We start from the raw sequence: 23,627 nt of genomic DNA on the forward strand, positions 1-23,627 counted from the left end.
CCTGAGGTAGTATATGCACGTAAGCAGACTCGGTGAGCTGCTGGTCACGAACAATCTGATCAACAAGGAACAGCTGAAGCAGGCCCTCGCTGAGCAGAAGGCGGCGGGGGGGCAACTGCGCCTTGGGTCCATCCTGGTCAGGGACGGGCTGATCAACGAGGCTGACCTCACCTCATTTCTTTCCAAGCAGTACGGTGTTCCCACCATAAACCTTGCCGACTATGAGGTCGATGCCGCGGTGGTGAAGATCATACCCGCGGAGATCGCCCATAAATACCAGATCGTTCCGGTGAACCGGGCCGGCTCCACGCTCATCATAGCGATGAGTGATCCTTCCAACATCTTCGCTATCGACGACATAAAGTTCATGACTGGCTACAACGTCGAGGTCGTCGTGGTCGCTGAGAGCGCGATCAAGGCCGCCATCGACAAGCTCTACGACCAGAGCGCGTCTTTGGCCGACGTCATGAGCGACCTGGAGATGGAGGACCTCGAGGTCATCGGGGAGGAAGAGGATATCGATGTCGGCTCGCTGGAGCGCGCCACCGAGGACGCCCCGGTCGTCAAGCTGGTCAACCTGATCCTCACCGACGCCATCAAGAAGAAGGCCTCCGATATCCATATCGAGCCGTACGAGAAGTTCTTCCGGGTGCGCTACCGCATCGACGGCGTGCTCTACGAGGTGATGAAACCGCCTCTAAAGCTGAAAAACGCCATCACCTCCCGAATCAAGATCATGAGCGAGCTCGACATCGCCGAGCGCCGCCTGCCGCAGGACGGCCGCATCAAGATCAAGCTTGGCGGCGGCAAGGACATGGACTACCGCGTCTCGGTGCTCCCGACCCTCTTCGGCGAGAAGATCGTTCTGCGTCTTCTGGACAAGAGCAACCTGCAACTGGACATGTCCAAGCTGGGGTACGAGCCGGAAGCGCTCGTCCACTTCAAGCGCGAGATCCACAAGCCGTTCGGCATGGTACTCGTCACGGGGCCTACCGGTAGCGGGAAGACCGTTTCGCTCTACTCCGCGCTCTCCGAACTGAACAAGGTAACCGAGAACATCTCCACCGCCGAGGACCCGGTCGAGTTCAACTTCGCCGGGATCAACCAGGTGCAGATGCACGAGGACATCGGCCTCAACTTCGCGGCGGCGCTCAGGGCCTTCCTGCGCCAGGACCCGGACGTGATCATGATCGGTGAGATCCGTGACTTCGAGACCGCCGAGATCGGCGTGAAGGCGGCGCTCACCGGCCACCTGGTCCTCTCGACGCTGCATACGAACGATGCCCCATCGACCATCAACCGTCTCCTCAATATGGGGATCGAGCCGTTCCTGGTCGCCTCCGCCGTCAACCTCATTTCCGCCCAGCGCCTCGCGCGCCGCGTCTGCAGCGAGTGTAAGGTGGTCGAGGAGGTGCCGGTTCAAGCGCTCATCGAAGCAGGCATCACAGCCGAACAGGCTCCTTCCGTGGTATGCTATCGCGGCACCGGCTGTCCCAAATGCAACGGCACCGGCTACAAGGGGAGGGTGGGCTTCTACCAGGTCATGCCGATGCTCGAGCCGATCAAGGAGATGATCCTGAACGGCGCCAACACCGCGGAGATCAAGAGGGAGTCCATGCGCCTGGGGATCAAGACCATGCGCCAGTCCGGGCTCACCAAGCTGATCGAAGGGGTCACCTCCTTCGAGGAAGTGCTCAGGGTGACCGTGGCCGATGACTGACGCTTTTAAGCAGACAAATTGAGACGAGGGTTTTCATGATCAACTTTCACCAAATGCTCAAGGAACTTGTGGAGAGGGGCGGCTCCGACCTGCACATCACCACGAACACCTCGCCGCAGATCCGCATCGACGGCCAGCTGACCCCGATGGACGTTCCTCCGCTCACCGCCATCGAGACCAAGCAGCTTTGCTACAGCATCCTCACTGACGCCCAAAAGCACCGCTTCGAGGAGGACAACGAGCTCGACCTCTCCTTCGGCGTCAAGGGGCTCTCCCGCTTCAGGGGGAACATCTTCGTGCAGCGCGGCGCCGTGGCAGGCGTCTTCAGGGTGATCCCCTACAAGATCCTCACCTTCGAGGAGCTTGGGCTTCCGCCGGTGGCGCGCGCTCTTTGCGACAAGCCGCGCGGCCTGATCCTCGTCACCGGACCTACCGGCAGCGGCAAGTCGACCACCCTCGCCTCTATGATCGACCACATAAACATCAACCGCCACGACCACATCGTCACCGTCGAGGACCCGATCGAGTACCTGCACCCGCACAAGGGGTGCATCGTGAACCAGCGCGAGGTCGGGGCCGACACGAAGAGCTTCAAGCACGCCCTCAAGTACGTGCTGCGCCAGGACCCCGACGTCGTCCTGATCGGCGAGTTGCGCGACCTGGAGACCATCGAGGCTGCGCTCACCCTGGCCGAGACAGGCCACCTCTGCTTTGCGACACTCCACACGAACTCCTGCGCCCAGACGATCAACAGGGTCATCGACGTCTTCCCTCCTTACCAGCAGACCCAGGTGAGGACCCAGCTCTCTTTCGTGCTTGAAGGGGTCATGTCCCAAACCCTGATCCCGAGGGCTAACGGTCCCGGGCGCGCCCTCGCCCTCGAGGTAATGGTCCCGAACCCCGCGATCAGGAACTTGATCCGCGAGGACAAGGTGCACCAGATCTACTCCCAGATGCAGGTCGGTCAGGAGAAGTTCGGCATGCAGACCATGAATCAATGCTTGATGGGCCTGCTCTCCAGGCGCCTCATAACGGTGGATGATGCGTTGGGGCGCTCCTCCGAGCCTGACGAGTTGAAGCAGATGCTAGCCCCTGGCGGGGCGGCGGGGCAGATCAGAAGACCGCCACAAAGATAGCAACAGCCAGTCCCGGCAGGGCCGGGAAAGGAGTCACAAATGGCAAAATTCGATTGGGAAGCAAGAAGCAAGGCGGGGAACGTCCAAAAGGGCGTCATGGAAGCCGCCAGCGCCGCCATGGTCGAGGCGCAGCTTAAAAGATACGGCTTTACCAGCATCACAGTGAAGGAGGCAGGCAAAGGGCTCTCTATGGAGCTCAAGATCCCCGGGCTCGGTGGTCCCAAGAAGATTGAGACCAAGGACCTCGTGGTCTTCACCCGGCAGTTCGCTACCATGATCGATTCTGGCCTGCCGCTCGTGCAGTGTTTGGACATTCTCTCCAACCAGCAAGAAAACAAGACCTTCAAGGATATCCTCGTCAAGGTGAAGGAAAGTGTGGAGAGCGGCTCCACCTTCGCTGATGCGTTGGCGAAGCACCCTAAGGCGTTCGACCAGCTCTACGTCAACCTGGTCGCGGCAGGGGAGGTGGGGGGTATCCTCGACACCATCCTCGCCCGTCTCGCCGCCTACATCGAGAAGGCGATGAAACTGAAGAAGCAGGTGAAAGGGGCCATGGTTTACCCGCTCACCATCCTCTCCATCGCCGTCATCGTTGTTGGCGTCATCCTCATCTTCGTTATCCCGACCTTTGCCAAGATGTTCGCCGACTTCGGAGGCGATCTACCCGCACCGACCAAGGTCGTCATCGCGCTCTCTAACTTCCTGGTCAAGTACATCGTGGTTATCATCGCCATCATGTTCGGCATCAAGTACGCCATCGGCAAATACTACGACACCGCCAACGGCCGCAAGGTGCTGGACGCCTTCGCCCTGAAGGCCCCCATAGCCGGGCCGCTCATACGCAAGGTGGCTGTTGCCAAGTTCACCCGTACCCTGGGAACCATGATCAGCTCGGGGGTGCCCATCATGGACGGTCTCGAGATCGTCGCGAAAACCGCCGGAAACAAGGTCGTGGAAGAGGCCATCTACAAGGTGCGCCAGTCTATCTCCGAGGGTAAGACCATCGCCGAGCCTCTTGCCGAGTGCGGCGTCTTTCCCCCCATGGTGGTGCAGATGATCTCGGTTGGCGAGGCGACCGGCGCCATGGACGCGATGCTGAACAAGATCGCCGATTTTTACGACGACGAGGTGGACGACGCCGTCGGAGCCCTAACCGCCATGATGGAACCTTTGCTGATGGTCTTCCTAGGTACCACGGTGGGCGGCCTGGTTGTCGCCATGTACCTGCCGATCTTCAAGCTCGCGGGCGCCGTCGGCGGTTAATTGGATGATCGAAAAAAAGAAGGTCTTCTGGTTCATACTACTCAGACTGCTGGTGGTGACCCTCTTTTTGGTCACCACCGTTTATCTTGACGTACACACCTACGACACAAGCGGTGCCGTGGCCGGGAAGGTGCTGCTGCGCCTCATCGGTGCCACCTACCTCTTTTCCCTGTTATCGCTCGTCGCGCTCCGGACGGCGACCCTGCGCCGTGTGCGCACCCTGGCATACCTCCAGATTGTCTGGGACCTGATCCTCGTCACCGTACTGATCCTCGTCTCGGGTGGGGTCACCTCGCACTATGCCTTCCTCTATTTTCTTTCCATCATCAGCGCAAGTGCGCTTTTGGCGCGCTCTCAGGCGTACTACACGGCGTCGCTTTGCGTCATCCTCTATGGCGCCATCCTTGACTTCCAGTACTACGACAAACTCGCCCCTATAGGGCTCGATTCCGCACCCGCGCAACAATGGGGAGCGGGCTACCTCTTCTACCTCATCTTTTTGCACGGGGCCTCCTTTTTCCTGACTGCGGTACTTGCCGGACACATGGCGGAAAGGGCGCGCATTTCCGAGAGCGCCCTTAAGGAAAAAGCGATCGATTACGATGAACTGGAGCGGCTGAACTCCTGCATCGTCTCTACCATCGACAGCGGCCTTCTGACCATCAACACCGCCGGCAGGATCCGCGTGTTCAACCGCTATATGGAAGCGCTCGCCTGCATGTCCCAGCAGGAGGCCTACGACCGGCCGCTGGCGGAGGTGCTTCCGGGCATCGCCGGTTTCGAATCATCCTTTTTCGAGCCGGGACAGGGAGAGTTCAGCCACACCGCTTCCGACGGCCTTAAGCTGCTGCTGGCGTTCAAATCGGTCCCTTTGTCGGATAAGGACGGGGGGACGGTTGGGGCTTTGTTCGACCTGCACGACCTGACTGAGATGAAGCGGTTGGCTGCCGAGCTGAAACGTGCGGATCGACTGGCAGCACTTGGAGAACTCTCTGCGCGCATGGCGCACGAGATCCGCAACCCTCTTGCCGCCATCAGCGGCTCGGTTCAGTTGGTTTCCCTGCGCCCATGGGTAGATGAGAAGGACCAGCGGCTCTTCTCCATCATCGTCAGGGAGACCGACCGGCTTGACGGCTTGTTGCGTGATTTCCTCTTTTATGCGAAACCAAACCAGCCAACCAGGATCAAGTTGAACCTGAGACAAGTGATCGTTGATCTCTGCTCGCTGCTAGCCACCGATCCGCGTCTGGAGCGCGTAGATATAGATAACCAAGTCCCAGACGACCTTGTGGTGCAATTCGATAAGGACCAGTGCTCACAGGTGTTCTGGAATCTTTTCGTGAACAGCGCTGAAGCGATGCATGGGGACGGACAGATCTGGGTCTCCGGCTGCATCACAAGAGAAAGGGGTGCCCGCGACGAGGTTTGCATCAGGGTCAGGGACAACGGCGCGGGGATGAACCCTGAGGACGTCAAAAGGGTCTTCGAGCCCTTCTTCACCACCAAGAAGGGAGGGACCGGCCTTGGCCTCGCGACGGTTTACCGCATCGTCGAGGCTAACGGTGGAAGGATGACGGTAAACAGCACACAGGGTAAGGGGACGACTGTTACCCTGCACCTGCCGGCATAAAGACAGGTTGAGGCGACCCAGTGGTCGTATTTTTAGCATGAAAAGCAAACGAGGTTCTTAGGAAATGCGTGCCAGGATTTTAGTTGTTGATGATGAGCTGAGCATGCGGGAGTTTCTCGCCATCCTGCTCGATGGCGAAGGATATCTGGTCGATCAGGCGGACAGCGCGGAGGATGCCCTGGCGCGCCTTGCCTGCGAACACTACGACCTGGTGCTTTCGGATGTTAGCATGCCCGGGCTCGGAGGACTCGAACTGCTCAGCCGGATTAAGACCGACGCGCCAGATACTGCGGTCTTGATGATTACCGCGTTCACCACCGCAGAACAGGCGGTGGAGGCGATGAAACTTGGCGCCTACGATTACATAGGTAAGCCCTTCAAGGTAGAAGAGGTGAAGGTGCTGGTCCGCAAGGCGCTTGAAAAACGCAGCCTCGTTCAGGAAAACAAGCGGCTCCAGGCCGAGGTGCAGGAGCGCTTCGGCTTCAGCGGGTTGATCGGCAAGAGCAAGCAGATGCGCGAAGTCTATGATCTGATCGCCAAGGTTGCCGACAGTATGGCCAACGTCCTCATCACCGGCGAGAGCGGCACCGGCAAGGAACTCGCCGCGCGAGCCATCCATTACAACAGCCCGCGCAAGAGTGCTCCCTTCGAGGCGGTTAACTGCGGCGCCATTCCCGACACCCTTATCGAAAGCGAGCTTTTCGGACACATAAAAGGAGCCTTCACCGGAGCCACCATGGATCGTCCAGGCTTGTTCGAGCAGGCCGAGGGTGGGACGCTTTTTCTCGACGAGATAGGCGAGGTGCCACTTCAGTTGCAGGCGAAGCTTTTGCGCGTGCTGCAGGAACGTGAATTTCGCCGCGTAGGCGGCGGAGGCGCACTTAGGGCTGACGTCCGCATCGTGGCGGCTTCGAACCGCAACCTTGAGGAACAGGTGCGCGAAGGGACCTTCCGGGAGGATCTTTTCTACCGCCTCAACGTGGTCGAGGTGCGCATGCCATCCCTGAGGGAGCGCAGTGAGGACATCCCACTGCTAATCGAGCACTTCTACAAGAAGTACGCGATTTGGTCCGGGACTGGTGAAATCGTCGCTCCTGATGCGATGCTGGCGCTTTTTAACTACCCTTTCCCCGGCAACGTGCGCGAACTCGAAAATCTGGTCGAACGCTGCGTTGTGCTCGGCAGCAGGGTCATAGGCTTTGAGTGCCTACCCCCTAGCGTGCGTAACTACCATATCCCGAGTGCCGCTCCCGAGGAGGTTTCCATTCCTCCGGAGGGGATGGATCTGCAAGGATATCTCGATGGCCTGGAGCGCCGCATCCTGGTGCAGGCTCTGGAGCGCAGCGGTGGGGTGAAAAAGCGGGCTGCGGCCCTTCTTGGCATGACCTTTAGGTCTTTCAGGTACAGGCTCGCGAAATTTGGCATGGAAGATGATTGAGGGCAGTCTTATCTGATATACGGGGCGGCTAAGAAGTCTACAAGGGAGAGGTAATGACAGGCATAAGCCAGAGGGGATTCACCCTAATTGAGCTGTTGATCGTGGTGGCGGTCATCGGCATACTCGCCGCTATTGCCGTTCCGTACATCTCCGCATACCGCGTAAGGTCGTATAACGCCAGCGCCATGACGGATTTACGCTCTCTGAAGACCGAGCTTGAAGGGTACCTTCTCGCACACGGGCAATACCCGAACTGACAAAAAATGTCACTTGTGGGCCGAAAAAGGTCAGTCAGGCGCGTGGGCAGGTTGTGTCATGCACTGTCAAAGCCTGTAAAAACGCGCTTTCGCTTCACGGTTCTACTTGGCGCGCGAATTGCTAAACAGTCACTCGTTATCAATTGGCGCGTCTAACGCGAGCCTATTTCACGCAAAGGAGAAAGATATGCTCAACAGACTGAGAAGCAAAAAAGGCTTCACCCTCATCGAGCTGCTGATCGTCGTCGCGATCATCGGCATCCTGGCTGCAATCGCCATCCCGCAGTTCTCTTCCTACCGCATTAAGTCGTACAACACCGCCGCAGCGAGCGACCTGAAAAACGTTAAGACCGCTCTCGAGGCTTACTTCGCAGACCACCAGGAATACCCGAAGTAATTGGTGTCTGAGCTGACTCAAACTAATAACCTTACAGGAGGCTTAATATGCTGAAGAAGATAGCTTTAACCCTTGCCGCGGTGGCAGTGATGGCAGCAGGTGCCTATGCAGGTTCCACTTATACCTCGGTTGACGCAGTGACCGCTCTGAACTTCAAACCGTCCAACAAGGTAGTTGTCATGTATTCCCCGGATACCGTGGCTTCCTCTCCGCAGAGCTACGTGATCGCGTCCAAGAACACCGCTGGTGACACCATTTACGCTACTTCCAACATCTCCACCACGATCTACAAAATCGTACCTACGGTGTCCACCACCGTCGGCCCTGGCATCCCGCTTTCCGCCACCGACAGCAACATTACCGCCCTGAGCGCCGGCGAGTCCGTTTTCAGCGGCTGGACCGCGATGTAACGGTCGACCAGTTCATTGTGGTACCGATGGGGCATGCCTGCATGCCCCATTTTTATTCCACCACACCAGGAAGGAGTACCGCCGTCGATGCTGGCAAGATTTCCTTTGGCGCTCGCCACCTTCAAGGGGGGCTTTCGTGACCGCCTGCTGCTCGGTCTGTTCGTAGTTTCGCTGCTGCTGGTCTGCACCATGCCGATCTTTGGCTCCTTCTCCATGCGCGACGTCACCGCTGCGGCCACCACCTTTTCCCTTTCTGCCGTCTCGGTGATTGGCCTCCTGCTTGTCCTTCTGATCGGCTCCGCGCTTATACCGCGCGACATCCAGAGCCGTTCCATCTACGCTGTGGCCACCCTGCCGATCTCGCGTACGCGCTACCTTCTGGAGAAGTTCCTGGGGGTCGCGCTCTTGTTAGCCGCGAGCCTCGGCATCCTCGGCGCGATAAACGGAGCAGGCATCTGGTTCATGTCCATGTCGTACCCACCGGATCGGCCCGTCGCATGGGGCAATTACCTGCTCTATCTAGTTTTCGATCTGGAAAAACTGCTTGTTCTCGCTTCTGTGCTCGTCCTCTTCTCGGCCGTTGCCACCTCGTCGTTGCTGCCGATGATCTTGACGCTTGCCGTGTATGCGGTGGGTATGACTACGGAGAAGGTGAAGCTCTTCATCGAGACGGCGGTCGGCGCACAGCGCATCTCCCCTACGATCAAGGCCGTGGTGCAGTTCATCTATTACCTGTTTCCCAACCTGTCTCCCTTCGATCTCAAGGTGCAGATGATCTACTCACTGCCGCTTGATCCCGCAGCGCTTCTCTTGACCTGCATTTATGGTTTGGGGTACGTTGTTGTGATGCTCGTTCTCGCCTCGTGTGTTTTCTCCCGCAGAGACTTCATATGAGGCGGCTTGTTGCTCTTTTCATCGGCCTTGCTCTGCTGGTGCCGTCGCTTCTCGCGCTCACCGCCACCCGCAAGGCCGCTCCTGCTCCGGAGAGACTTGGTTATAAGCCTTCCTTCGAGGTAACCTTCTTCACCTCGCTCGAACACCGCTACCTGCTCTCCGAGCTTCTTTTCTACGATGCTGCGTTTTACTACGGGACGATTGTGGAGACGAAGCAGACACCGGATTACGGCACGCTCCTAAGGTACGTTGACATCTCGACCCGGCTCAACCCCTACAACATCGATTCCTACTACTTCGGGCAGGCCATTCTCACTTGGGACGCCGGAATGGTGCGGGAGATGAATTTCATAATGGAGCGCGGCGCTAAGAAGAGGCCCTGGGATTTCTACATCCCGTTCTTCATCGGTTTCAATGACGCCTACTTCCTCAAGGACTACCAGAGCGCGGCCCGCTACATGGCGCGTGCGGCGCAGTTGAACCCAAAGGTTGGATATCTCTCGAACCTGGCCGGACGGTTTTACTATGAATCTAACCAGACGGAACAGGCGATACAGTATCTCAAGGTGGTTTACCAGGGTACGTACAGCGACCAGGTCCGCGCGGGGATTAAGACCCGCATTGAGGCGCTGGAAGCCATCCTTTTCCTGGAGAAGGCGGTGCAGCGCTACGAGAAAGAGACAGGACGGACGCCCCAGCTTCTTTCTGATCTCGTTGCCGGCGGCATTCTGAAGGGGATCCCCCCCGATCCCTACGGCGGCACCTTTTATTACGACCGCAGTGACAATCGCGTCAAGACCACCAGCAAAATGGCATCGCACGGAGCAGCGCATGACCGCAATTGAAGTCGCTTCCATCAGCAAGACATTCACCAAAAAGCTTACCCACAAGGTGCGCGCCCTGAACGAGGTCTCCTTTTCGGTTCCGCAAGGCAACGTGTTCGGCTTCATCGGCCCAAACGGTGCGGGCAAGAGTACCACGATAAAGATCCTGATGGGGCTTTTGCGCCCTGATACCGGGAGCACTTCCTTCTACGGCCAGGACTCCAGGCTTCCTGCAGCTCGTGCTAAGGTCGGGTATCTTGCTGAAAATCCTTCCTACTACGACTATCTTACTCCGCGCGAGTTGCTTGGTTTCGTGGCGCACTACTTCGACGTACCCGCCGATCGTAGGGACGCAAGAGTTGAAGAGGTGCTCGGAGTTATCGAACTTACGCACGCGGCGGACCGCCCGATCAGAAGCCTCTCCAAGGGGATGGTGCAGCGCATTGGGCTTGGGCAGACGCTTGTTCACGACCCAGACCTCTACATTCTGGACGAACCTATGTCCGGGCTCGACCCGCTGGGGCGCGCCCTGGTGGCCGATATCATCCAGCAGTTGAAGTCCCGCGGCAAAACTGTCTTTTTCAGCACGCACATAATTCACGATGTCGAGAGGGTATGTGACGACGTGGCGCTACTTTTGAACGGGTCACTGCAGTTTTGCGGCGCGGTTAAGTCGGTCATCGACGAGAGCTTCAATTCCTATGAGGTGGTGCTCAGAGTAAGCGGTGGAGCTGTTCCTGACCTGCCTGAAGGGATTTGCGCAGCCCGTGAGGGTGACACCTGGCGTCTCTCCATCCCGCGCGAGGAATTGAACCCGCTCCTTGCTTCTCTCTCCAGGAATAACGAGCTCCTCTCTGTTGAACCTGAACGGAGGACGCTCGAGCACATCTTCGTGGATCTGATAAAGAGCGCTGGAACGGCACAGGGGCGTTGATGAGAGGGAGGATCTTCCCATTTCTTACCATCATCTCCGCGGGCATCATAGCCTACCTCTGCGCGTTGCAGTCCGGATTCCTCTCCATCGATGATGTGGGGATGACGCAATTTGTCAGCCAGGTGGATCTAAACCTGAAGTCGCTACTTTTCGGCGGGGCGAGCACCTACTACCGGCCGCTGGCCGTGATCTCCTACGTTGCCAATTACAGTCTTTTTTATCTGGATCCCTTCTGGTTCCATGCGGTGAACCTTGGGCTGCACTTGGCGAATGCCTTGCTTGTGCATGAGCTTGCGCTGGTTTTTTTCGCACAACGTGCCTGTCGGGAGCGTGCCGCGCTTTTGGCTGCTCTCTTTTTCCTCTTGAACCCCGTTAATACCGAGGCGGTGATCTGGGTCTCCGCAAGGCCAGATCTTTTGTGCACCCTGTTTTTCATCCTTTCCGTGTTGCTCTTGTTGCGCCACGGCGCCGACATGACGCCTAGGACCCTTGCTCTGTTCGTCATGGCCTACCTTGCCTCGCTGGCGGGCAAGGAGTCATCGATCGCCCTTGTCCTCATCGTTCCGCTTTATCTCGTGATACGCTTTCCCCGCGTTACGCTAAAAGAAGGCCTTTATCTAGGCGGGGGCGTCTTTGCCGCCACCTGCGTTTATCTGCTTCTGCGTGCCGGTTCATCTCTGAATTTCGATCGCGGCGTCGGCAGTCTTGCCAAGGGGGTGATGAACACCGGGGGGGGCGGGGTGCAAAAAGGCGCGGAGGCAGTAAAAGCCGCAGGGGTGATCGCGCAAAACTACGATTACCCATCCTTTCTCGATGCCATGGGGGCGTACGGCTTCTACCTGCGCAAGCTGGTGTTTCCTTTCCCGCTCAGCTTCACCATCTTGGAATACAACCATGCGGCCGGGCTGATCTGCTTCGCTTTAGGCATTGCCGCCGCGTTGCTTTTGTTTCGGCGCTTTCCGGAAACGCTGCTACCTTTACTCATCATCTTTGCTGGGATCGTACCGCCGCTGCTCGCCTACCTGGGAAGGATCCCTTGGACCCCGTTCGGGGAGCGCTACCTCTACCTCCCAATGGTGGGATTTTCCCTGCTGGTTTCCTTGCTAGTCACCAGGATCCCGAGGATGCCGTCATGGGTCCCACTTGGTGCCGTGCTGCTTTTAGCTATCCCCACCATTTCGCGAGCAGCGCTTTGGTCCGATGGCGTTGCTTTTTGGGAAGACAACATAAAAAATGCCCCCGGTTTCGCCAAGAGCTATTCCGCCCTCGGTGTGCTGGCGTTTGAAGAACTGCGCTACGACGATGCCGAGAGGTACATGAAGAAGGCTCAGGCGCTTGGTTTCAACGAGCCGGTGATATGGACGAACCTGGGGCATGTCTACCTGGCGAAGGGTGACTATACGCGCTACGAACAGGTCATGAACAAGGCCGCGGCCCGGTCACAGCAGCCGAACCCGGTCTACAGCGAGATGATCCTCGCGCTCATGACGGCACGCGGTATGGACGAGCGGACCCGCTTCGAAAAGGCGATCAAGTACCATTTGATCATGCTGAAAAAAGACCCGACCTATTTCGACGCCTACTACTACCTTGGAAGGCTTTACTACGCAGCCGGCGATGTGCCAAACGCTCAACGGTACATCGGCCGTTACGCTCAACTTGCCCCACGCGGCGAGTACGCCTCTTTTGCGGCGAAGATGCTCGACAACCTCACCAAGGGAAAGGTGAGACTGCGCCCCGAGCTGCAGGGCCTCAAAAGCGAAGCAGCGGAGCAGGCACTGTGAACGAGACCGCGATGAAATACCTGGCCATGCTGCGCCCCGCCCAGTGGCTGAAGAACCTGATGATCTATTTCCCGCCGTTTCTCGGCGGGACGATCCTGACGCCAGGCGTCTGGCGCGTCGGCTTGCTCCCTTTTGCAGCCTTTTGCCTTGCCGCAAGTTTCACCTACCTGGTGAACGACATTTGCGATCGGGAAAACGACTTGCACCATCCGGTGAAGAAGAACCGTCCCATTCCCTCAGGCTCGGTCTCGGTGCGCACGGCCTTCGTGGTCTCATTGGTGCTGCTCGGCTCTGCCCTATGGCTCGCCACAGAGGTTTCCGGCACTTTTCTGCTCCTGCTTGCCGGCTATCTGGTGGTCTCGGTTTCCTATTCGCTGAGGCTCAAGGAGATTCCTGTGTTGGATCTCTTCTGCATCTCCTCCGGATTTCTTTTCAGACTAGAGGCGGGTGGGGTAGCCTTCGGAATCACGGTTTCGCAGTGGCTCTTTCTCTCTGTGTTTCTTCTGTCATTGTTTTTAAGCACCGGGAAGCGCCTTGGAGAACTTAACGCACTGGGCGAAAACGCCGGGCAGCACCGCAAGTCGCTCATGCGCTACCCGGACGGTTTTCTTGAGCTCGCGCTCTCCCTCACGGGAGCCGCTGTTCTCGTCACCTACACCATATACGTGGTCGCACGTCCGTCGTTGGTCTACACTGTGTTACTTTGCTGCTTTGGACTGCTTCGCTTCATGTTCCGCGTGAAGGCAGGGATGGGAGGGGATCCGACAGAATCGCTTCTCAAGGACCGGCAGCTTCTGGTGGTCAGCATCCTGTGGGCCAGCGCGTTCTTCTGGATTGTTTACCGGTGATGGCCATGCTGAAGATGCTTTACTGGTCGCTTCGTCTCGACCACCAGCTGCTTTTTCACGTTTCGGGGCTCCCCCTTTGTAGGAAGCTCTCGCTTGTACTGAAAAAGTACGCGCTCTACTGCTTTGGCATGGCTCGCACCGTGGCGGGGAAGGCGAAATCATTCATGGTTTTCGGTTCCCGCTTCTGGTACAATGAGCCGCTCGCGCCAGCCTCCATCGAACGTGTTTACTGCTCGTCGCATCATCTACTTGGGCTTTTGCAAGAGCGCCCAGTGGTGGTAGACGTTGGCGCCAACATAGGTCAGTTCAACCTTTTTGCCAGGCAGTATCTTGGCGCCCGACGTGTCGTCAGCATAGAGCCCGACCCGGGGAGCTTTGAACTGCTCCGCCGTAACGCGGCGCTCTCATCCGATTGCCTTTGTTGCGCCGTGAGCGATCGTGACGGTGAGGTGCTCTTTCATGTCGCCAGCGAGTCGAGCCAGTTGAGCTCCTATCTCACCCAGCCTGATGCCGGTTACCGGAGTAGCTACAAGGTGCCCGCTCGGACCCTTGATGCAATCGTCGACGAGTTGGGGGTAGGGGAGGTCGACCTGCTGAAGATCGACACCGAAGGGAGCGAGCTGGACGTCCTGAAATCTGCTGAGGAGCTGCTTGCCCGCACCAGGTATGTACTTGTGGAGATGAGCGTTTTCAGGAGGAGCACCGGGAATCTGTTCCAAATCGGGACCTTTCTTGAAGCGCGGGGGTTCGTGCTGGCAAGGCTTTCGGCGAGTGATGAGGGGCGGCCGCGCGACGTCGACGGGCTCTTTAAACGGGTATGAGAATCGTTTACTACGCCCATAGCGTCCTCAGCCGTGGTGGCGATAAGATGGTCATCGCCCACCTCCGGCATTTGGCCGAGTCTGGGCATGAAGTGGTACTGCGGGTAAATGCGTTGGAAACGGTTTTCCCGATGTCTCCGTCCTTTGTGTTAGAGCGTCCGCTTTTCCCCGGAAAGTGGGGGACGTTGTTGAGTTCTCTGTTTGAGAAGCAGAATGCGGACCTGGTCCTTGCCACTATCGTTCCTACAGCGCTCCTTCTTTGGGTTAGAAATCGCGGAAGAGTGGTCTACTTCGCCCAGGATGATAACGAAACTGCTTGTAACCGGCTACTGAAACCACTGATCCGTTTACTTTCGTTTCTAGTATTACGCGTATGCTCTTTGCCCACCGTTGCTGTCTCGCATGTGCTCGCTTCTACTTTCAAGAAGCGGTTCGGCACCAATTGCTGGGTTGTCGAAAACGGCATCAGTACGGACGTCTTCTACCCGGCTCCCTCTTCCGAACTGATTACAGCGAAGGAAGGACGAAAGTCCGTGCTTGTTCTGTCACGCAAGGACCCGCGGAAGGGGTTTGATCTTGCCTTGAAGGCCATCAAGCAGTTACCTAGTTATCTCCGAGAGCAAGTCGAGATCTGGACCGTTGACGAGAAGTTGGACATCCCCAATATCAAGCATCGTAACTTCGGGGTGGTGGATGAGGCGCGCATGCGTGTCCTTTTCAGTAGTGCCGACGTTTTTCTGTACCCAAGTTGGTCTGAGGGGTTCGGACTCATGGTCTTGGAGGCTTTTGCTTGTGGGTGTCCTGTTGTTACAACTGAAGCTGTAGGATTTGTTCGGAATACCAATGCGCTAGTCACTAGAGTAGGCGATGTCGCCTCTCTTGCCGAGAAACTCGCTGTTGCTCTCACGGACCCTCAAACTACCAGTTCACTTACTCAAGCCGGCTTTGAGTTGGCTCAGCGGTATGAGATAACCGGGGCATCGGAACAGTTTGAAGGAATTATAAAAGATATTTTATCCTGCAGGACTAAAGCGAAACGTCTAACCGGATAACGAGCATGAAGAAAACAGATCAGGACAAGTGGGATAGAATCATCAAGCCTCGCAGCGGTTGGTACCCTGCCGGAATGCTGGATGTCTGGAAATACCGCGAACTTGTTGCTATGTTCGTTTGGCGCGACTTTGTGTCGATCTATAAGCAGACTATCCTGGGCCCTCTTTGGTATTTCATACAGCCACTACTGACTACCATTGTTTTCACCGTGGTCTTCGGCAATCTCGCACAACTGCCTACCGACGGTCTCCCCCCCTTTATGTTTTATTTGTCAGGCGTTTTGGCTTGGCGTTACTTCGCTGACTGTCTCACCAGCACGTCTAACACCTTTGTGAACAACGTGCACCTTTTCGGTAAGGTATGCTTTCCGCGCCTCACCGTCCCGGTTTCTGTAGTCATCAGCAATCTCATCGCTTTTGGTATCCAGCTCCTTTTATTTTTTGGCTTTTACTTTTTCTATTGGCTTAATGGGGCCAATATTCATCCAAACCTCACGGTTTTGCTACTGCCCGTTTTGCTGGCCCAGATGGCAATGCTAGGGCTCGGCTTCGGCATTATCACCTCTTCCATGACAGTCCGCTACCGTGACTTAACTCAACTGGTGGGATTTGGTGTCCAGTTGTGGATGTTTATCACGCCCGTTGTCTATTCCACATCGTCCATTCCACAAAAGCTTCGCTGGGCAGTGCAATTAAATCCCATGTCTCCCTTGATCGATATGTTTCGATACGCTTTCTTGGGAACGGGGACGGTCAGCATGTACGCTTGGCTACAGAGTCTGGTTATTACCTTGCTTGTGCTTTTTGTCGCACTAGTTCTTTTTAACAGAGTTGAAAAAACCTTTATGGATAGTATCTGATGAGTGGGAAAGTCATATCTGTAGAAAATCTTTCAAAAAGGTATCGGCTTGGCGTTGTCAGTCACCAGACCTTGATGCACGACTTCCAGAGTTGGTGGTCCAGAATCCGTGGCAAAGAAGACCCCAATTCGCCAATTGACGGTCCCCGCAGAGCTAACGCCGATGCGACCTTCTGGGCTTTGCGCGACATCTCTTTTGAAGTTGCAAAGGGAGATGTGCTTGGTGTCATAGGCCGCAACGGTGCTGGAAAGACTACCCTTTTGAAAGTGCTGTCAGAGGTGACTGCGCCCACCAACGGTTCGGTACGCTACAAGGGACGGATTGCAAGTCTTCTGGAGGTAGGGACCGGATTCCATCCTGAGTTAACTGGGCGCGAGAACATTTTTCTGAATGCTGCCTTGTACGGCATGAAAAAAAACGATGTCAGGAACAAAATCGACGAGATTGTTTCTTTCGCTGAAATCGATCAGTTCATAGACACACCAGTAAAACGCTATTCGTCGGGGATGTACATGCGCCTTGCCTTTTCGGTAGCTGCACATCTCGATCCAGACATCCTTGTTGTTGACGAGGTATTAGCAGTAGGTGATGCCCAGTTTCAAAAAAAGTGCTTAGGCAAACTTGAGGACGTAGGTAAAGACGGCAGGACTGTCCTTTTTGTGAGTCACAATATGAGTACGGTTATGAATCTCTGTAACCGATGCATAATTCTCGAGAACGGGCGACTTACTTTTGATGGTGATACAAAGGCTGGCATAACATCATATCTCAAGACCGCACAGATCACCGGCAAAATTGAGCAGCACCATTTTATCGGGCCGTTGTCTAGTAAAATCCAGTTTACCGAGGTTGCTGTCACAGGCTCTGAAGAGGATAAAGGTGTAATTTTCCCCTCTTCAGAGATAAGAATAACAGTCAAAGGGCTCTGCCTACAGTACATACCCAGGTTCCGAACCTTCATCATCCTTTACAAGGACGGATACCGGATCTGCACTCTGCACGATTTACCTGAGCCGAAACCCTTAAAAGCTGGCGAAATTATCTCGACTATAAAAGTAGCTCCATACTACCTGCGACCTGGCGATTACTACATAGTTATCGGAGGGCATGATGTCGGTCCATTGGGACCGGGGACTGAGTGGGTTTGCGGTAATGAGGTCGCTTCATTCACGATACAAGAAGAGTGGGGTGCTAACAATGACTACGGAAACATCGGAGCTGTCAATGTTCCACATTCGGGAGAAAGACTCCTTTAGGTTGTTTTGCCTCAGAAATTGCAATCTGTGAAAATTTCTGTGATTCGGTTATATGTTTTTTTCAAACGGAGCCCTGCATGAGCGCGCCCGTAGTCAGCGTGGTGCTGCCAGTCTATAACGGCGACCGCTTTCTCGAAGAGTCCCTACAGAGCATTCTTCGACAAAGCTTCACGGACTTGGAACTGATCGTGATAAACGACGGCTCCACCGACGGCACCAGAGAAATCCTCGAGAGGTACTGTGACCGTGATCCACGCCTGAGAGTTTGGCACCAAGAAAATCGTGGTCTGTCCAGAAGTTTAAACGTTGGGCTGGAGCTAGCTAGGGGGAGGTACCTAGCGCGCCAGGACGCTGACGATGTTTCCCTTCCCGAGCGTATCGCGAAGCAGGTGGCGTTTCTCGACGCGCATCCCGACTACTGCATGGTCGGGACGTGGTCTCATATCATCGAAGAGCAGAGGCACTCGCTGCGCTTTCACAGACACCCCGCCGAGAACGGTCCGCTCAAGTTCAACCTGCTTTTCGACAATTTCTTCGTGCACACTTCGGTGATGGTACGTAAGTCGGCGCTCGATGCCGTCGGCGCGTACACCACCGCGCAGGTCAGACAGCCTGAAGACTACGAGCTCTGGTCCCGTCTTTTGCGCGGCAGGCTGGGTAAAATGGCGAACCTCCCAGAGGTACTCGTCGAGTACCGGGAGGTCGAAGGGAGCATATGTCGTAGCGATTCGCGGTCCTTTACGGACCAGGTGATGGCGATCTCCAGGCTGAACCTTGCCGCCTTTTCTGGACGGGAGCCAGAAGACCAACTGGTCGCCGATCTGTCCGCCCTGGTGCATGGTGTCTTCGACCAGGTCTCCACACGCCCCGATTTTGCCGCTATTTTCATGTTGCTGCGCCGAACTGCACGGGGGGTGATCGGGGAGGCGGAAGCCACACCAATGGGCGAGGTGTATCGCCTCTTTTTTGCACTTGTGAAAGGGTACGTGCGGTATCGTCTACGAAACCTCAGATGCCTCCGGTTGGATCGGTGACCGATGGAGAAAAGCATGCATTACGCACAGGGGGGCGCAGTAGCGCCCCCTACCTTAGATGTCGTCATACCGGTCTATAACGGGGAAAGTTTTATCGTTCAGGCGATCGAAAGCGTCATGTCCCAGGACTACCTCCCGGTCCGTATCATTGTAGTCGATGACGGTTCAACCGATCGCACCGCGGCGCTTGTGCGCGAGTTGATGGGACCGGTACCGATACTCTACCACCATCAGGAAAACAGTGGGTTAAGTGCTGCTCGTAACGCGGGGATCAGGCTTTGCACCAGCGACTATGTCGCCTTTCTCGACGCTGACGACGAGTGGTACCCAGAGAAGCTGTCCAGCCAACTTAAGTTGTTCGCCGAAGGCGACTGGGACAATCTCGGTGTCGTTTATTGCCGCTACATTCATATCGACGAGGTCGGGCACATCGCCAACAACTACCATGTCGTGGCTCCCGACCCGGAAAACCGCGGGTACATCTTCGAACGTCTCCTTAAGGCAAACATGATTACGGGCAGTGGCTCTGGCGTGCTCGTCAAGCGCTCCTGCTTCGAGCGGGTCTCCCTTTTCGATGAGGAGCTGAAGGCGTGCGAGGACTGGGATATGTGGCTGCGGCTTTCCCGTGAGTACCAGTTTGACTATGTCGACCATACTCTGGTCAAGATTCGCCGACATACCAATAACATGCAGAAGGATCACAACCACATCTATCGTAATTTGTTTCGTTTCTACGACAAGTGGGCTTCGGAGGCACGCAGGTGCAGGTGGCAATCAAACTGGAGGAGTATGATGATCTGCAAGATCGTCAGGGATCTTCCGGACCTTTCGTCCTACCGGCTAGTGACGCAGTCGCTCTCCGAAGATGCCAAACGCCAACTTTTTTACGGCGGCGACGGCTGGATTATCTTCTTTCTTATTCTCAAAACGCCTTCCCTACTGATCCTGGCACTACAACGCTTGCTCTTGCGAAAGCGTATATCCTGACTCCGTTCAGGTGCGTCTAAGCACTATATTCATAAACCGAAGCTTGTAGAGGAAGCATGTCAGCCAATTTCCCAACCCCAAAAGCTGAGACGGTAGATACTGCTACAATTATAAATAAATTGTGGCGGGAAAGAATCGAAACGATCTGCTCTTCCGTGTCTACTGTTATGTTTACCGCTATGGCCGTGATACCGTTTCTTGTTCTCGGCATAAAGGTAGTTCACCAAATCTTTGACGGCTACTACAAGGAAAGTTGGCACATCACCGAATGGCTCATCAACTACGAGGGGGGATTCGTCCGGAGAGGCTTACTGGGGGAGCTTCTGCTACAGTCGCACAAGAATCTTGGGCTCAATCCTTACTACACGATCGTCGTTCTCTCCTTTTTTTTATACCTTACCTTGGCTTTGTTCTTCATACGTTCTTTCCGTCGGACAGGATTATCGCTTGTCGTGCTTCCATGTGCTTTTTTTATGGGGGGGCCTGCAATCAGCAATGAATGGGTTCGCAAAGACGTCTTGTTGGTGCTGTTGTTCATCGGGATGGTAAGACTTGCGCTGTCCAACAGTTATAAACGGGTTCTTGCGGTGAACCTTTTATTCATTGTCGCCCTGCTGGTGCACGAATCAATAGGGTTCTGGGCCTTTCCGATGATGATAATGCTTTTATATCATGGCATCCTTGGCAGGGTAGGAAGTCGAAATAAGGCCATCGCCCTTTCCTTGCTGCTTTTGTCTCCTGCCATGCTCACCTTCTTGATGGTTCTATACCATAAGGGCAATATCGAGGTGGCTTCAGCGATCTGGGAATCATGGAGCGCTGTCTCTTTTCCTTTTCAAAGCTATCACGACGGCATCGCTCCACCTGCCGCGATAGGCGGTATCTCCTGGTCGCTTGAGAAGGGGGTCAGTTATACTAGGGGACTTTTGAGTAACTTCAATGACGGAATCTATGGTCCATTGGCCTGGCTTTTCATGCTGGGTGCCACCTTTGCTGTGACCGTGAACGTTGGGGCTCTCAAGACTGTGAGTGTGCATCAGCACGAACATATTGAAGACAGGGATTTACTTTGTTCTCTTCTGTCTCTCCAGTTACTTTCGATTACCCCTCTTTTCATCCTCGGAATCGACTACGGGCGTTGGGTTTTTTTCTGGGTCACCTCAACTTTCAGCATTTATCTTTTGGTGCCTCACGCAGTGTTGCGGGATATTTTCCCCACATGGGTATTCGGTTACAGTGCGAAAGTGACTGGATGCCTTGATGCCTTGATTGGAAGATCGAAGCGAACTCTGTACGTGATGATTTTATTCATCGGTATTCCGGCTTGCGGCTGGAGTATGGGAGACTATTACAAAAGTACTTTTATTTACCTGCTGCTCGAGTTCGGGACCAAGATGGTTAAGTTCGCAATGTGGATTCTTGGATAACTGGGAGTAAGGCAAGAGGGTGTTATGCTAAATAGCAATTGGGCCGTCATAATTCCTATGGCCAATGAAGAACCCGAATTCCACCACTTCACTACTGAGCTTGTGAAAGTGCTCGACGAGCTTAACTCAGGCAAGATCTACTTTGTTGTGGACAAGGTTTCCAAAGATCGGACTTTGCAGCTTTGCCATGATCTCTCCTGCAAAGACATGCGCTTCGTCACGGTGTGGGCTCCGGAAACCAGAAACGTGGTAGACGCATACCTTCGCGGCTACCGCGAGGCTTACCAGGCCGGCCACGATTTCATCATAGAGATGGATGCCGGGATGTCGCACGACCCACAGGCGATTCCAATCTTTCTCGATGCCCTTCATCAAGGGTACGAATGCGTTTTCGGCAGCCGCTTTATCGCCGGCGGGTCCATTGGCGACTCACCCCTGAAGAGAAGACTGTTATCCCAAGGGGGAACCCTGCTCGCGAACCTGCTCCTCGGCACCAGGCTTCACGACATGACCTCCGGTTTCCAGGGGTTTCACGCGCATGCCTTAGGCAAGCTGCTGGATTACCGGCTGCTCTCCAAGGCACACTTCTATCAGACGGAGGTCCGGTACCTCATGCGTGCTTTCAAACACGTAGAGGTGCCAATCCGTTACCGGGCGCCTTCCCCGCGCGTGTCTCGAAACTCGATCTCCAACTCTCTTTCCGTGCTGCGGCACTATTTCATGAAGCGTTTGAGCGGCAAGGCCGTGATCATCGATGGAGGAAAACGTGGCTGAGACCGCACTTGTTATCACATCCATTTCTGCACCAAACTCTGCGCTCACTGCTTGCGCCGCTGGATGTCAGCAGCATGGGATCGATTTCTTTGTCGTTGGCGATACCAAGTCTCCGTCTGACTTCTCCCTTCCCGGATGCGAATTTATGAGCCTTGAGAGCCAGAGGGAGCTACCGGTGAAGCTCGGGTCCATTTTGCCCGAACGTCACTACGCCCGAAAGAACCTTGGATATCTGGAGGCAATGGCGCGGGGAGCTCGGATCATCATAGAAACCGACGATGACAACTTTCCGAGGGAATCCTTTTGGGAGGAGAGGGCGCTGCGCCATATCGTGCCACTAGTGCAGCATGGTGGATGGACGAACGTTTACCGCTACTTCACTGACAGCGTCATATGGCCGCGAGGCTTTCCTTTGGAACACCTCCAGGGCGCCGTGCCTGAGTTGGACCGGATTAAACATGGCGAGGTCTGCTGCCCGATTCAACAGGGGCTCGCCGACGACAACCCCGATGTCGATGCCATCTACCGGCTGACCCGCGAGCTTCCGCAAAGTTTCGACAAGGAGACCAAGGTGGCGCTTGGGAACGGGAGCTGGACTCCGTTCAACAGCCAGAACACCACATGGTTCAAAGAGGCATTCCCGCTTCTTTACATACCTTCCTTTTGCAGCTTCCGCATGTGCGACATCTGGCGTAGCTTCATCGCGCAGCGTATCTGCTGGGCCAACGGGTGGGGGGTGCTTTTCCACGGGCCGACAGTCTACCAAGAACGCAACGAGCACAATCTCCTCAGGGATTTCACCGACGAGGTTCCGGGGTACCTGCACAATGCACGTGTCTGCGAATTACTCGCTGGTCTGGAAATCGAGGGCGGCACCGAAAGCCTAGCGGGCGGTCTTCGGTCGTGTTACCGGACTTTCATTGAACTTGGCCTTGTCGGTGCCGATGAACTTCCCCTTCTTGATGCGTGGCTCTACGATGTAGGATCGTTGGTGGGATAGATGATTATCGTAAAACTGATGGGTGGATTGGGGAACCAGATGTTTCAGTACGCTGCGGCACGACGCCTCTCGTACGTGAGTCGGGTACCCCTGAAGCTCGACCTTGGCTGGTTTCGCAGCACCTCGCCAGGGACCACCCCGAGGCAGTACGCGCTGCACCCTTTCAATATCGTCGAAGCGTTCGCTTCGGAAAAGGAGGTGGCTCGTTTCGTTCCGGGGCCGCAACCGCTCTGGTCCCTTCTCGCGCGCTTCTTGCCGCCTGGCGGTCGCTACCTGAGGGAGAAGCACTACCACTTCGACCCTCTCATGCTCGCACCGCGCCAAAGCGGCTACCTCGACGGCTACTGGCAGAGTGAGCGGTATTTCAGTGACGTCCGCGACATCATCTGTACTGACTTTACGGTAAAAGAGCGGGCCCAGGGGATGAACCGCTCACTGGCGGAGCTTGTTGGCGACCCGGAGCTTTGCAGCGTTTCGCTGCACATCCGCCGGGGGGACTACATCTCCAGCCCGTCCGCCTCCCTGGTGCACGGGAGCTGCTCCCCGGAGTACTACGCCCGAGCCGTCGAGACCATCGCCTCGAAAACACGGCACCCGCACTTTTTCATCTTCTCCGACGATCCGCAATGGGTGATCGATAACTTCCCGCTCGAGTATCCCTTCACCATTGTGCAGCACAACGACCCCGACCATGGGTACGAGGACCTGCGCCTGATGACCCTCTGCAAGCACCACATCATAGCGAACAGCAGCTTCAGTTGGTGGGGCGCGTGGCTCTGCCTTAACTCTGAAAAGATCGTGGTGGCGCCCAAGACCTGGTTTGCCGGTGCGAGCCACGACACCGGCGATGTCGTCCCCGCTTCCTGGACGAGGATCTAGCG

At 55.8% G+C, this 23,627-nt stretch carries 23 protein-coding genes; all 23 read left to right on the forward strand.

Annotation, left to right across the window (positions count from 1 at the left end):
* The first annotated feature begins 13 nt into the window (after window positions 1-13).
* The 23 genes from pilB to E8K79_RS01070 all read left to right on the forward strand — a co-directional run bounded on the left by pilB (window position 14) and on the right by E8K79_RS01070 (window position 23,625).
* Window positions 14-1,720, forward strand: a complete 1,707-nt coding sequence (pilB, locus tag E8K79_RS00960) for a type IV-A pilus assembly ATPase PilB (protein ID WP_136513061.1) — start codon at window positions 14-16, stop codon at window positions 1,718-1,720.
* Between the two features lie 35 nt (window positions 1,721-1,755).
* Window positions 1,756-2,856, forward strand: a complete 1,101-nt coding sequence (locus E8K79_RS00965; RefSeq protein ID WP_136513062.1) for a type IV pilus twitching motility protein PilT — start codon at window positions 1,756-1,758, stop codon at window positions 2,854-2,856.
* 39 nt (window positions 2,857-2,895) lie between these two features.
* Window positions 2,896-4,119, forward strand: a complete 1,224-nt coding sequence (locus E8K79_RS00970) for a type II secretion system F family protein (RefSeq protein WP_136513063.1) — start codon at window positions 2,896-2,898, stop codon at window positions 4,117-4,119.
* A 4-nt stretch (window positions 4,120-4,123) separates the two neighbouring features.
* Window positions 4,124-5,749 carry a two-component system sensor histidine kinase NtrB gene (locus E8K79_RS00975; protein WP_136513064.1) on the forward strand — a complete coding sequence of 542 codons (1,626 nt, stop codon included), beginning with the start codon at window positions 4,124-4,126 and terminating at the stop codon, window positions 5,747-5,749.
* Window positions 5,750-5,813: 64 nt separating this feature from the next.
* Complete coding sequence (locus tag E8K79_RS00980; RefSeq protein ID WP_136513065.1) at window positions 5,814-7,187, forward strand: sigma-54-dependent transcriptional regulator; 1,374 nt, start codon at window positions 5,814-5,816, stop codon at window positions 7,185-7,187.
* A 53-nt stretch (window positions 7,188-7,240) separates the two neighbouring features.
* Window positions 7,241-7,444: a type IV pilin protein gene (locus E8K79_RS00985; RefSeq protein WP_136513066.1), complete on the forward strand. Its 204-nt coding sequence runs from the start codon at window positions 7,241-7,243 to the stop codon at window positions 7,442-7,444.
* 187 nt (window positions 7,445-7,631) lie between these two features.
* The gene (locus E8K79_RS00990) at window positions 7,632-7,841 is read left to right on the forward strand and encodes a type IV pilin protein (RefSeq protein WP_136513067.1); all 210 of its coding nucleotides are present in this window, start codon (window positions 7,632-7,634) and stop codon (window positions 7,839-7,841) included.
* Window positions 7,842-7,888: 47 nt separating this feature from the next.
* The gene (locus tag E8K79_RS00995; protein WP_136513068.1) at window positions 7,889-8,251 is read left to right on the forward strand and encodes a hypothetical protein; all 363 of its coding nucleotides are present in this window, start codon (window positions 7,889-7,891) and stop codon (window positions 8,249-8,251) included.
* Between the two features lie 87 nt (window positions 8,252-8,338).
* A complete protein-coding gene (locus E8K79_RS01000) occupies window positions 8,339-9,145 on the forward strand; it encodes an ABC transporter permease (protein ID WP_162604572.1) in 807 nt (268 codons plus the stop codon).
* Window positions 9,142-9,990, forward strand: coding sequence for a tetratricopeptide repeat protein (locus E8K79_RS01005; protein ID WP_136513070.1), 849 nt, complete (start codon window positions 9,142-9,144; stop codon window positions 9,988-9,990). The genes E8K79_RS01000 and E8K79_RS01005 overlap by 4 nt, the downstream gene beginning before the upstream one ends.
* Window positions 9,977-10,903 (forward strand): ABC transporter ATP-binding protein, encoded by a 927-nt coding sequence (locus tag E8K79_RS01010; protein WP_136513071.1) that lies wholly within the window; start codon window positions 9,977-9,979, stop codon window positions 10,901-10,903. Before E8K79_RS01005 ends, E8K79_RS01010 begins: the two co-directional genes overlap by 14 nt.
* Window positions 10,903-12,687, forward strand: coding sequence for a tetratricopeptide repeat protein (locus E8K79_RS01015; RefSeq protein WP_136513072.1), 1,785 nt, complete (start codon window positions 10,903-10,905; stop codon window positions 12,685-12,687). The genes E8K79_RS01010 and E8K79_RS01015 overlap by 1 nt, the downstream gene beginning before the upstream one ends.
* Complete coding sequence (locus E8K79_RS01020; RefSeq protein ID WP_281276034.1) at window positions 12,684-13,535, forward strand: decaprenyl-phosphate phosphoribosyltransferase; 852 nt, start codon at window positions 12,684-12,686, stop codon at window positions 13,533-13,535. Before E8K79_RS01015 ends, E8K79_RS01020 begins: the two co-directional genes overlap by 4 nt.
* A gap of 5 nt (window positions 13,536-13,540) precedes the next feature.
* A complete protein-coding gene (locus E8K79_RS01025; protein ID WP_162604573.1) occupies window positions 13,541-14,356 on the forward strand; it encodes an FkbM family methyltransferase in 816 nt (271 codons plus the stop codon).
* 47 nt (window positions 14,357-14,403) lie between these two features.
* Window positions 14,404-15,408: a glycosyltransferase family 4 protein gene (locus E8K79_RS01030; RefSeq protein WP_162604574.1), complete on the forward strand. Its 1,005-nt coding sequence runs from the start codon at window positions 14,404-14,406 to the stop codon at window positions 15,406-15,408.
* Between the two features lie 5 nt (window positions 15,409-15,413).
* Window positions 15,414-16,268 carry an ABC transporter permease gene (locus E8K79_RS01035; RefSeq protein ID WP_136513075.1) on the forward strand — a complete coding sequence of 285 codons (855 nt, stop codon included), beginning with the start codon at window positions 15,414-15,416 and terminating at the stop codon, window positions 16,266-16,268.
* Window positions 16,268-17,524 (forward strand): ABC transporter ATP-binding protein, encoded by a 1,257-nt coding sequence (locus E8K79_RS01040; protein ID WP_136513076.1) that lies wholly within the window; start codon window positions 16,268-16,270, stop codon window positions 17,522-17,524. The genes E8K79_RS01035 and E8K79_RS01040 overlap by 1 nt, the downstream gene beginning before the upstream one ends.
* Before the next feature lie 77 nt (window positions 17,525-17,601).
* A complete protein-coding gene (locus tag E8K79_RS01045; protein ID WP_136513077.1) occupies window positions 17,602-18,558 on the forward strand; it encodes a glycosyltransferase family 2 protein in 957 nt (318 codons plus the stop codon).
* 15 nt (window positions 18,559-18,573) lie between these two features.
* The gene (locus E8K79_RS01050) at window positions 18,574-19,545 is read left to right on the forward strand and encodes a glycosyltransferase family 2 protein (RefSeq protein ID WP_162604575.1); all 972 of its coding nucleotides are present in this window, start codon (window positions 18,574-18,576) and stop codon (window positions 19,543-19,545) included.
* 56 nt (window positions 19,546-19,601) lie between these two features.
* The gene (locus E8K79_RS01055) at window positions 19,602-20,972 is read left to right on the forward strand and encodes a hypothetical protein (RefSeq protein WP_136513079.1); all 1,371 of its coding nucleotides are present in this window, start codon (window positions 19,602-19,604) and stop codon (window positions 20,970-20,972) included.
* A 24-nt stretch (window positions 20,973-20,996) separates the two neighbouring features.
* Complete coding sequence (locus tag E8K79_RS01060; RefSeq protein ID WP_198419755.1) at window positions 20,997-21,746, forward strand: glycosyltransferase; 750 nt, start codon at window positions 20,997-20,999, stop codon at window positions 21,744-21,746.
* Window positions 21,739-22,746 carry an STELLO glycosyltransferase family protein gene (locus E8K79_RS01065; RefSeq protein WP_198419756.1) on the forward strand — a complete coding sequence of 336 codons (1,008 nt, stop codon included), beginning with the start codon at window positions 21,739-21,741 and terminating at the stop codon, window positions 22,744-22,746. The genes E8K79_RS01060 and E8K79_RS01065 overlap by 8 nt, the downstream gene beginning before the upstream one ends.
* Entirely contained in the window at window positions 22,747-23,625 is an 879-nt protein-coding gene (locus tag E8K79_RS01070) for an alpha-1,2-fucosyltransferase (protein ID WP_136513082.1), read from the forward strand. It begins immediately after the preceding gene.
* Window positions 23,626-23,627: the final 2 nt, after the last annotated feature.

Source organism: Geomonas edaphica (assembly GCF_004917075.1).
In the GTDB taxonomy this organism is placed as follows: domain Bacteria; phylum Desulfobacterota; class Desulfuromonadia; order Geobacterales; family Geobacteraceae; genus Geomonas; species Geomonas edaphica.

Bases quoted from the DNA above. Each gene is read 5' to 3' on its own strand.
- pilB (WP_136513061.1), top strand. From the start codon at position 14: ATGCACGTAAGCAGACTCGGTGAGCTGCTGGTCACGAACAATCTGATC.
- E8K79_RS00965 (WP_136513062.1), top strand. From the start codon at position 1,756: ATGATCAACTTTCACCAAATGCTCAAGGAACTTGTGGAGAGGGGCGGC.
- E8K79_RS00970 (WP_136513063.1), top strand. From the start codon at position 2,896: ATGGCAAAATTCGATTGGGAAGCAAGAAGCAAGGCGGGGAACGTCCAA.
- E8K79_RS00975 (WP_136513064.1), top strand. From the start codon at position 4,124: ATGATCGAAAAAAAGAAGGTCTTCTGGTTCATACTACTCAGACTGCTG.
- E8K79_RS00980 (WP_136513065.1), top strand. From the start codon at position 5,814: ATGCGTGCCAGGATTTTAGTTGTTGATGATGAGCTGAGCATGCGGGAG.
- E8K79_RS00985 (WP_136513066.1), top strand. From the start codon at position 7,241: ATGACAGGCATAAGCCAGAGGGGATTCACCCTAATTGAGCTGTTGATC.
- E8K79_RS00990 (WP_136513067.1), top strand. From the start codon at position 7,632: ATGCTCAACAGACTGAGAAGCAAAAAAGGCTTCACCCTCATCGAGCTG.
- E8K79_RS00995 (WP_136513068.1), top strand. From the start codon at position 7,889: ATGCTGAAGAAGATAGCTTTAACCCTTGCCGCGGTGGCAGTGATGGCA.
- E8K79_RS01000 (WP_162604572.1), top strand. From the start codon at position 8,339: ATGCTGGCAAGATTTCCTTTGGCGCTCGCCACCTTCAAGGGGGGCTTT.
- E8K79_RS01005 (WP_136513070.1), top strand. From the start codon at position 9,142: ATGAGGCGGCTTGTTGCTCTTTTCATCGGCCTTGCTCTGCTGGTGCCG.
- E8K79_RS01010 (WP_136513071.1), top strand. From the start codon at position 9,977: ATGACCGCAATTGAAGTCGCTTCCATCAGCAAGACATTCACCAAAAAG.
- E8K79_RS01015 (WP_136513072.1), top strand. From the start codon at position 10,903: ATGAGAGGGAGGATCTTCCCATTTCTTACCATCATCTCCGCGGGCATC.
- E8K79_RS01025 (WP_162604573.1), top strand. From the start codon at position 13,541: ATGCTGAAGATGCTTTACTGGTCGCTTCGTCTCGACCACCAGCTGCTT.
- E8K79_RS01030 (WP_162604574.1), top strand. From the start codon at position 14,404: ATGGTCATCGCCCACCTCCGGCATTTGGCCGAGTCTGGGCATGAAGTG.
- E8K79_RS01035 (WP_136513075.1), top strand. From the start codon at position 15,414: ATGAAGAAAACAGATCAGGACAAGTGGGATAGAATCATCAAGCCTCGC.
- E8K79_RS01040 (WP_136513076.1), top strand. From the start codon at position 16,268: ATGAGTGGGAAAGTCATATCTGTAGAAAATCTTTCAAAAAGGTATCGG.
- E8K79_RS01045 (WP_136513077.1), top strand. From the start codon at position 17,602: ATGAGCGCGCCCGTAGTCAGCGTGGTGCTGCCAGTCTATAACGGCGAC.
- E8K79_RS01050 (WP_162604575.1), top strand. From the start codon at position 18,574: ATGCATTACGCACAGGGGGGCGCAGTAGCGCCCCCTACCTTAGATGTC.
- E8K79_RS01055 (WP_136513079.1), top strand. From the start codon at position 19,602: ATGTCAGCCAATTTCCCAACCCCAAAAGCTGAGACGGTAGATACTGCT.
- E8K79_RS01060 (WP_198419755.1), top strand. From the start codon at position 20,997: ATGCTAAATAGCAATTGGGCCGTCATAATTCCTATGGCCAATGAAGAA.
- E8K79_RS01070 (WP_136513082.1), top strand. From the start codon at position 22,747: ATGATTATCGTAAAACTGATGGGTGGATTGGGGAACCAGATGTTTCAG.